11 protein-coding genes are annotated in these 9,141 nt (G+C 30.4%); 7 read left to right on the top strand and 4 right to left on the bottom strand.

Annotated features, from left to right (window positions below):
- The first annotated feature begins 369 nt into the window (after nt 1–369).
- From RSD37_RS16195 to hypB, 4 genes are read left to right on the top strand one after another with little or no spacing between them, the layout of a single operon-like run.
- The gene (locus RSD37_RS16195) at nt 370–798 is read left to right on the top strand and encodes a hypothetical protein (RefSeq protein ID WP_346947772.1); all 429 of its coding nucleotides are present in this window, start codon (nt 370–372) and stop codon (nt 796–798) included.
- Between the two features lie 52 nt (nt 799–850).
- Complete coding sequence (locus RSD37_RS16190) at nt 851–1,372, top strand: DUF6886 family protein (protein ID WP_346947771.1); 522 nt, start codon at nt 851–853, stop codon at nt 1,370–1,372.
- A gap of 38 nt (nt 1,373–1,410) precedes the next feature.
- Complete coding sequence (hypA, locus tag RSD37_RS16185; RefSeq protein ID WP_346947770.1) at nt 1,411–1,752, top strand: hydrogenase maturation nickel metallochaperone HypA; 342 nt, start codon at nt 1,411–1,413, stop codon at nt 1,750–1,752.
- A 2-nt stretch (nt 1,753–1,754) separates the two neighbouring features.
- Nucleotides 1,755–2,405, top strand: coding sequence for a hydrogenase nickel incorporation protein HypB (gene hypB, locus RSD37_RS16180; protein WP_346947769.1), 651 nt, complete (start codon nt 1,755–1,757; stop codon nt 2,403–2,405).
- On the opposite strand, the gene RSD37_RS16175 is transcribed toward hypB, so the two are convergent.
- Nucleotides 2,391–2,903: a hypothetical protein gene (locus RSD37_RS16175; protein WP_346947768.1), complete on the bottom strand. Its 513-nt coding sequence runs from the start codon at nt 2,901–2,903 to the stop codon at nt 2,391–2,393. The two genes, hypB and RSD37_RS16175, sit on opposite strands and share 15 nt — an antisense overlap.
- Nucleotides 2,904–3,067: 164 nt before the next feature.
- On the opposite strand from RSD37_RS16175, the gene RSD37_RS16170 reads away from it, so the two are divergent.
- The 3 genes from RSD37_RS16170 to RSD37_RS16160 all read left to right on the top strand — a co-directional run bounded on the left by RSD37_RS16170 (nt 3,068) and on the right by RSD37_RS16160 (nt 6,895).
- Nucleotides 3,068–3,586 (top strand): GNAT family N-acetyltransferase, encoded by a 519-nt coding sequence (locus RSD37_RS16170; protein ID WP_346947767.1) that lies wholly within the window; start codon nt 3,068–3,070, stop codon nt 3,584–3,586.
- A gap of 51 nt (nt 3,587–3,637) precedes the next feature.
- Entirely contained in the window at nt 3,638–5,437 is a 1,800-nt protein-coding gene (ade, locus tag RSD37_RS16165) for an adenine deaminase (protein ID WP_346947766.1), read from the top strand.
- An 81-nt stretch (nt 5,438–5,518) separates the two neighbouring features.
- Nucleotides 5,519–6,895 carry a bifunctional UDP-sugar hydrolase/5'-nucleotidase gene (locus RSD37_RS16160; RefSeq protein WP_346947765.1) on the top strand — a complete coding sequence of 459 codons (1,377 nt, stop codon included), beginning with the start codon at nt 5,519–5,521 and terminating at the stop codon, nt 6,893–6,895.
- Nucleotides 6,896–6,983: 88 nt separating this feature from the next.
- On the opposite strand, the gene RSD37_RS16155 is transcribed toward RSD37_RS16160, so the two are convergent.
- Genes RSD37_RS16155 through RSD37_RS16145 form a run of 3 tightly spaced genes read right to left on the bottom strand, consistent with a single transcriptional unit; the run spans nt 6,984 to nt 8,969 of the window.
- Nucleotides 6,984–7,730 (bottom strand): hypothetical protein, encoded by a 747-nt coding sequence (locus RSD37_RS16155; RefSeq protein WP_346947764.1) that lies wholly within the window; start codon nt 7,728–7,730, stop codon nt 6,984–6,986.
- On the bottom strand, nt 7,723–8,604 hold the full coding sequence (locus tag RSD37_RS16150; RefSeq protein ID WP_346947763.1) for an ABC transporter ATP-binding protein: 882 nt from the start codon (nt 8,602–8,604) through the stop codon (nt 7,723–7,725). The genes RSD37_RS16155 and RSD37_RS16150 overlap by 8 nt, the downstream gene beginning before the upstream one ends.
- Nucleotides 8,604–8,969: a GntR family transcriptional regulator gene (locus tag RSD37_RS16145; RefSeq protein ID WP_346947762.1), complete on the bottom strand. Its 366-nt coding sequence runs from the start codon at nt 8,967–8,969 to the stop codon at nt 8,604–8,606. Before RSD37_RS16145 ends, RSD37_RS16150 begins: the two co-directional genes overlap by 1 nt.
- Between the last annotated feature and the right edge of the window lie 172 nt (nt 8,970–9,141).

Raw genomic sequence — 9,141 nt, 5'->3', positions numbered from 1 at the left:
GTGTTTATAATACTTTTTCTTTAATGCTCATATAAAGGACTTTTTCAGTGTCCTCGGGTGCAATCTAACGGGTGAAAGTCCCAAGCACAGGTTAATAGTACCAAGTGAATAGCTTAAGACAAGAGTGTCCATGGTGACGTGGAATCTGAAGGAAGCCGGCGGCAAAACTTTGGTCTGACGAATAGAAACTACATATAATGTGGGTAAGGTTGCATAACAAAAATATCTTGTTATTTCAATGTATATATTTTACACTTGATATAAGTAGTTAATTAGCTACAAAAATATTATATTATCACGCTTTAATAAAAGGAGGAGAAATGATGAAAAAAAAGTTAATATAGATTTAAAATGAAATGGAGGGATAGCATGAAAAAAAAGATTATTATATTAATAGCTTTGGTTTTAGTTATATGTGGAGTTGTTTTGTATCCGTTTGTAGTAAAAAGAGAGTTCCAAAGCGTAATAGATGTAGATATAGCAAAGGTTAATAAGATACTTATGAGTTCAGGAACCTATGGAAAAATCGTAGAAATTACGGATAAAGATACTATTGATGAGTTCTTAAAAAGCTTTAAAGAAACTAGAATTAGAAAAAATTTTTATCAAGGCAAAAGAACTGGATATGCTCTTTCGGCAAGACTATATATTGATGATAGTGAGGTAGCATCTTTTAGTTATGGGTATGAAGAAATAATCATATATAGGAATCATAAGGGAAAAAGATATGTATCAAATAAAAATATTAACCATGAGGAAATTAATAAAATAGAATTAAAGTATAATTTGCGAAAATAATTATAAAAATATATTTTTTGTAGCAGATTACTATATAGTGGAGGTAATTAGAGTGCGTTTATTTCATGTGAGTGAAGAAAAAGATATAGAAATATTTCATCCACGTCAACCGTCAAGAACAGATTTGAATAGAAATGTTGGATTAGTTTGGGCTATAAATGAAGCTTGTCTTACTAATTTTCTAACCCCAAGAGATTGTCCAAGAGTTACTTACCATGTTGGAAAGAATACACAACTTTGCGATATTCAAAAATATATATCATCTAAAGATTGTAGTCATGTTATAGCAATTGAAAACAAATGGTTTAATGTTATGAAGAATACTACACTATATCTTTATGAATTTGATGTGTCTGATTTCTATTTACAGGATGAAGTAGCGGGATACTATGTGAGTGAGAAGACACAATTACCCATTAATAAGATTGAAATTTCAGATTTATTTTCAGAAATATTTCTGCGTAATGTGGAAGTTAGGATGCTTGGTAATCTTTGGGATTTATGTGATGAAATAAAGATGACAACTTTTCATTGGTCCATGTGTAGGATGGGAAATGCTCTGAGTAGACTATAATCATATTCTTATTAAATATGAGTTAAGGAGTAAGAGTTATGCATGAAGCATCTGTAGCTACAGAAATTTGTGACATTGTATTATTAGCTTGTAAGGAAAATTATATATTTAAGGTTTTCAAGGTGATTTTAGAATTGGGGGAATTCTCTTGTATTCAAGAGGAACAGTTACAATTCGCTTTTGAAATAATTATTGAAAACACCATAATTGAAGGAGCTAGTCTAAATATTGAAAGAGTTCCAGCCACTGGATATTGTAAGGGATGTGATATAACTTTTCCTATAACATTTACGGATAAAATTTGTCCAAGGTGTAACTTAGTTAGCGAAATAGTATCAACGGGGTATGAAACCTCTGTAAAATCAATAGAAGGAGATTAGTGATGAAAACAATTGATGTAAAAACAGATATATATAAGAAGAATGATGAGATATCAAATAGAGTAAAAGAAAAACTCAATAAATCTCATATTAAAACAATTAACCTTTTAGGATCTCCGGGGGCGGGAAAGACCACTCTTTTAGAGGCTTTCATTGGTATGATCAAATCTAGGGAAGAAATAGCAGTAATTGAAGGTGATTTATATACTGCAAAGGATGCTGAAAGAATAGAAAAGCTAGGAGTAAAGACCATTCAATTAAATACTAAGGGTGCTTGTCATCTTGAGGCTCATATGATTGAAGAAGCTATTGAACTTTTAGGGCTTAAGGATGAAAGAATACTTTTTATTGATAACATTGGGAATTTAGTGTGTACATCGGAATTTAAAATTGGGGAAGACTATCGTGTTGCTGTTATAAGTGTAACTGAGGGTAATGATAAGCCATTAAAATACCCATTGATGTTTCAAACCACAGATGTGGTTGTGTTAAATAAAATTGATCTTTTACCATATACGGATTTCAGTTTAAAATTATTTTATAAGGACATTAAATCTCTTAATCCTTCGGCAAAGATAATTGAAGTTTCAGCAACTGATGGAACAAATATTGAGGAGTTTTATAGATTAATTAATAAATTATGTTGTGAATAAGCTAAATATAGAGTCTACAAATATTTCCTTTACATTTTTTACAGTAATTAATTTATTTGAATATTGGTGTAGCATTTTTTCAAATTTAGCTCTATTGTTTTCAAACTCTCTAGTCCACTTATACATTTTTTTTAACATTTTTAAATTAGATTTGTAATGGCATTTTTCAATTAAAAGTTGTTGCTTGATATAACGTAATAAAATACGATATCTTCGCTTCCAAAGTGGTGTATCAAGAAAAATTATTTTATCTGCCATATTGAATAGACAATGGCAACTCTCACGATATGTACCCTCAATAATCCAATCTCCATTGCTATCAATATCATTAATAACTTCTACTTGTTCTTTTGGAGTTCGTTTATATCTTTCTGTATTAGTTTTATGATGAATTATACAATCTAATTCATAGTATGGAATGCTAAGTTCTCTTGATAGTTTCTTGGCAAGTGTAGTTTTTCCACTTGCTACTATACCAATTATATAAATTTTACTCATAATTCTTACCTCAACAAACATAAATAATTTTACCCGGTTTTTACTAGTAGAAATTCTTTCTAAAGAATATTATAACATAATTAATTAAATATTCTAAACAATTTCTTTAGTGTGGTATATAATGGTTTTATGTAGTGAAGAAGTGTAAAAAGAGAGGGAGTTTTATGATGAAGATAAAAAATGGTCATGAATTATTAATTAGAGAAGCAAAAATAGAAGATGCTAATGAAATTCTATTGTTGGTAAAAAATGTGATGGGAGAAGTTGAGTTCTTTCCTAAAGAACCTGAAGAATTTAACTTAACAGTAGAACAAGAAGTGGAATACATCAAAAAAACATCATTATTTTTAGTTGCAGAAATAGACGGTAAAATAGTGGGTTCTACTACTTTACAAAAGGGTAGTTCTATTAAGACAGTCCATGTCTCCACATTTGGAATAACAATTTTAAAAGCATATAGTGGTTTAAAAATAGGAAGTCTATTAATAAAAAATGTGATAGAATGGTCAAAAGAAAATGGCGTTGAAAAAATTGAACTAGAAGTTTTTGAAGAAAATATACCTGCAATTGGACTTTATAAAAAATTTGGTTTTATCGTGGAGGGAAGAAAGAATAGAAATATAAAAATTAATGATAAGTATAAAGATACATTACTTTTAGCTAAGTTTTTAACATATAGTTAAATAAGAATAAATATAGGTTATAATGTAAAAAAATAAAAGGTGGGATGAGTTATGTATAATAAATTTAATGTAAAGCCTCTTTGGGAAGTAAGCAAAACTTTATCTGCTGTGGCACAAGGGTTTCAGAGTGCAGATATTGTAATAACAAATGCAAAACTAATAAATGTTTGTACTAAAGAGATATTACCTAACATAGACGTAGCAATTAGTTGTGGAAGAATTGCACTAGTAGGAGATGCTAAGCATTGCATTGGTGAAAAAACACAGGTTATTGATGCTAAGGAACAATATATTGCTCCGGGATTCTTAGATGGACATATTCATGTAGAATCTTCTATGCTTAGTGTTAGTGAATATGCTCGTTCAGTTGTGCCACACGGTACAGTTGGTATTTACATGGATCCACATGAAATTTGTAATGTTCTTGGTTTAGATGGAGTAAAATATATGATAGAAGACGGCAAAAGAACTCCACTAAAAAACATGGTTACAACACCTTCATGTGTACCTGCTGTTCCAGGATTTGAAGATACAGGTGCTTCAATTGGACCAGAAGATGTTGCAAAGACTATGGAGTGGGATGAAGTGGTTGGTCTTGGAGAAATGATGAATTTTCCAGGAATTCTATTCTCAACAGACCATGCTCATGGTGTTGTAGGAGAAACATTGAAGGCACATAATACAGTAACTGGACATTATTCTTTGCCAGAAACAGGTAAAGGATTGAATGCATATATTGCTTCGGGGGTAAGATGTTGTCATGAATCAACAAGAGCTGAAGATGCACTTGCTAAAATGCGACTTGGTATGTATGCAATGCTTAGGGAGGGTTCAGCATGGCATGATTTAAAAGAAGTTAGTAAATCTATAACACAAAATACTATTGATAGTAGATTTGCTATTTTAATATCTGATGATACTCATCCACATACCTTACTTAAGGATGGACATTTAGATCATATTATAAGACGTGGTATAGAAGAAGGTATAGACCCGGTTACTGCAATTCAAATGGTGACTATTAACTGTGCACAATGTTTCCAAATGGATCATGACATGGGTTCAATTACACCAGGTAAATGTGCTGATATTGTATTCTTAGAGAATTTAGAAAATATAAAGGTTACAAAGGTTATAGTAGATGGTAATGTAGTTGCAGAGGATGGAATACTTACTACATCTATTGAACATTATGAGTACCCAGAAGCAGCAATGAATTCAATGCATGTTAAAGGAAAAATTACACCAGAATCTTTCCAAATTACTACTCCAAATAAAGAAAAGGTAATGGCTCGTGTTATTGAAATTATTCCAGTAAAGGTAGGCTCCTATGAACGTCATATTGAACTTAAAGTAGAAAATGGACAAGTTATGGGGGATACAAATCAGGATGTACTAAAGGCTGTAGTGTTTGAAAGACATCATGAAACGGGAACAGCAGGATATGGATTTGTAAAAGGATTTGGAATTACAAATGGGGCAATGGCCTCTACAGTAGCTCATGATGCACATAATCTGTTAGTTATAGGTACAAATGACGAGGATATGGCTCTAGCAGCTAATACACTAATTGCTTGTGGTGGCGGTATGGTTGCTGTACAAAATGGAGAAGTATTAGGTGTAGTACCATTACCAATTGCAGGACTAATGAATAATAAGCCAGCTAAAGAAATGGCTGACATGGTAGAGAAGTTAGATAGTGCATGGAAAAAAATAGGGTGTAATATAGAATCACCATTTATGACCATGGCACTTATTCCACTTGCATGTCTTCCAGAGCTTAGATTAACTAATCGTGGATTAGTGGATTGCAACAAATTTGAATTAGTACCTTTGTTTATTGAAGAATAAATAATAGATTTATATATAAATGAAAATTTTTCATTTTGGTATTTTGAAATAAAAATTAATTGAGCAAGGGGTAAGGATAAAATGAGAATTAGGATATTGCATACAAATGATATTCATAGTAGATTTGAAAATTTTGCAAAGATAGTTAGTAAAATAAATGAATTAAAGGATGAAAACACTTTAATTTTAGATGCTGGTGATTTTAATGACTTCATGAGAATTGAACTTCAAGGCACCAATGGACAAGCTGGAGGAAGACTTTTAGCAAAGGCTGGCTATGATGCAATTACTATTGGAAATAATGAGGGATTTGCAGGGATAGATATTCTTGAAGAAATGATAAATTCAACTTCAGTGCCTTTTCTTTCAAGTAATCTATATAAATATGGTGGTGAAAATATTGAAGGCATTAAGAGAAGCATAATAATTACCAGGGGTGGAATTAGATTTTTAATATTTGGTATGACACCAGCTTATAATAACTTTTTTGAATTAAATAATCTATATGCTTCAAATCAAAAGGAAGAGATTAAGAAAGAACTTGAGACTAATAAAGGTAAATATGATATATCTATACTTTTAAGTCATGCTGGAATGAGAGAGGATAAAGATTTCTGTGATACTATGAAGGGCATAGATATTATAGTAAATGGACATAGTCATATTCTTATGGAAAGTGCAGAAAAAGTAAATAATACTATAGTTCATCAATCAGGTTGTTATGGAACACATTTAGGAATACTTGATGTTGAATTTGAAGGAAATGAAATAAAAAACTTTAGCGGTGAGAATGTAAACATTGATAATATGGATTTTGATGAAGAAATTATAAAGCAACTAAGCATTGAACGGGAGATAGCCATTGAAAATCTTAGTAGTCCACTTTATGAAATAGATAGACATATATGGCATGATGTGGTGGAGGAAAATCCTATAACAAATTTACTTGCTGATGGGTTAAAACACTTGGTAGATTGTGATTTGAGTATAATAAATAGCGGAATTATAAATGGTGGAATAAGAAAAGGTGAAATTTCCAATAAAAAGATTTTAGAAATAAGTCCATCTCCACTTAATCCAACTTATATGGAGATTAAAGGAAAATATATAAAGGAAGCATTGAAGGAATCCCTTAAAGCTGAAGTATGTATGATGGATGGTAAAGGTTCAGGTTTTAGAGGGAAGTATGTAGGAAGACTTCATGTATCAGGAGCTATTATAGAGCACAATGGTAAAGAGATAATAAGAGTCACTCTTGCAGATGGAGATATGAAGGATGAAAAGATATATAGGGTTTCTACCTCAGATTATTTACAAAGGGGAACAGGATATCCATCATTAGCCAATAACAAAAATGAAAGATACAATGTAGAGTATACAAGGGATACGTTAAGGGCGTATTTATCCAAACAGGAATTTGTGGAGAAATGCTTTGATGATAGGTGGATAAGAATTTAATAAATATATTTAAAAATCCTAATTGAAAGCAATAAATTCAATTAGGATTTTTGTTTGGCAACGTTTTATAAGGAGATTACGTATATCACTAGTTCTTATTAGCTTCAGTTCGTCTAATTAATAAATATTGGCCTAATACGAGAACAATGCTTAGTAGAATTAATGACGATACACCTGCATAGGGATTTCTAGTGTTCCATCCAAATGCATTTTGAACAAATACCCAGAAGCTATTTGGAATTAAAGAAACTGAATTAGTGTATATGAATAAAACTGCAGAGGACCCCCAGAATATTAACTTTCCAATTTTATTTAATTTAAACATCAACATTGTTATTACAAGACCTAACATGAATACAAAAACATAAGCAGCTGTAGTAAACAAATAGGTTCCCATTAAAGTTTGGATGCTATTATCAACAACGAAGGAAGACATTCCTTGGGTAAAACTCATAGTTCTAATTGATCCATATATCATGTCATAATTCATTGGGCAAGGAATTACTAAATTAAAAGATCTATTTATTATGATATCAATTACAGGAAGAATTCCTGAGAAAACTAATCCATATAGCACTGTACCTTTAAGAAAGCTCTTTCTAGAAATATTATTTCCTTGAGCAAAGTAGAATTGAGATTTAAATGAATTTAATCCACAAACAAATAGAAAAATTGCTGTTGATAGCTCTATTCCAGAGGAGGATACTGATCCATTAGTATTTTTACTTAAATAGACAAGGGTTAACATTACAAATAGAAATATTCCATAAAAAGTCATAGTTGGTTTTATAGATTCCTTTAACTGAAACTTAAATACTTTTAAACTCTTATCCATTTATATTTACCTCCATATCTGTTAACTTTACAAATAATGATTGAAGCTCTACCTTGTTAATTTCAAGGTCTAACTCTTTTATATATTCCATATCTTTTTTAGTCTTCTTCTGTGAAATTGTAACCTTTTTAAAGCCACCCAATATTTCTACTGCAATTACATTTTTATCTACACTGTATTTATCAACAGCATCCTTCTTACCAGAAACCGCATACGCACTATTAAGGAGATCTTCAACGGTTTCATCCTTAATTATCTTACCATCATTTAAAATAATTACTTTTTCTAGTAAATGTGAAATTTCTTCAATAATGTGAGTGGATAAAATTATGGTATTCTCTTTTTCTGTATATAAGATTAACAATTCCTTATAAAACATATCTCTATGCTTTGCATCTAAACCTAGTACTGGTTCATCAAAGAATAGAAAATCTGCCCCCGATGATAAGCAAAGAATTATTTTGCAAATAGATTTATATCCTGTGGATAATTCTTTAAGTTTTTTATTTGTATTTAGTTTGAATTTATCACTTAACTTGTTTGCATATTCTATATTAAATTTTGGATAAAATTCATTAGTCCATTTAAAAATGTTTTTAACCTTCATATCCTCTGGAATTAGGTTTCTTTCAGTCATATAATAAACCGTTGAAAGTACCTTATCATTCTCATGAACATTTTCTCCATTAATAAGAATTTCACCATTATCTAAAAAGGTTCTATTAGTAATAGTATTTAAAAGGGTTGTTTTACCAGCTCCATTACAGCCTAATAATCCATATATTTTACCTTGTTCTATTGTTAAAGAAACATTATCTAAGGCAATTTTACTTCCATAGGACTTTTTTATATTTTTGATTTCTATATTACTCATTACCTTTGCCCCCCCTTTATCATATCTACAATCTCGTCTACTGTAATACCAAGTCTTTTAGCTTCATCTATTAAACTAGAAATATAATTATCAAAGAACTTACTCTTTCTACTATTTCTCAATTTTCCCACAGCTCCTTTACTAACAAACATTCCTACACCTCTTTTTTTATATATAATTCCATCATTTACTAAAATATTAAATCCCTTTGCAACTGTTGCCGGATTTATCTTGTAGGTCACCGATATTTCAGTAGTTGAAGGGATTTGACTTTCTTCTTCATAAATTCCATTTAGAATTCCATCTTCAATTGCATTTGCTATCTGAAGATATATGGGAGAGTCTTCATTAAAATCAAATACCATTATCTTAGCCTCCTTACTTAGTTGGTTAATTACTTATATAATTAAGTATATGACTAATGGCTTAATTTGTAAACTGTTTTGTGAAAGTTTTTCTAAAATATTATCGATACAATGTTAGTTAGAGTATAATTTTAGTAGGCAAATATGACAAAAAAAAATAAGGGGGATACAA

Origin of the sequence: Clostridium sp., from assembly GCF_036646415.1 — a bacterium.
In the GTDB taxonomy this organism is placed as follows: domain Bacteria; phylum Bacillota; class Clostridia; order Clostridiales; family Clostridiaceae; genus Clostridium_J.
Note: the sequence above shows the minus strand (reverse complement) of the source record. Positions and strands in the feature narration are given on the sequence as shown.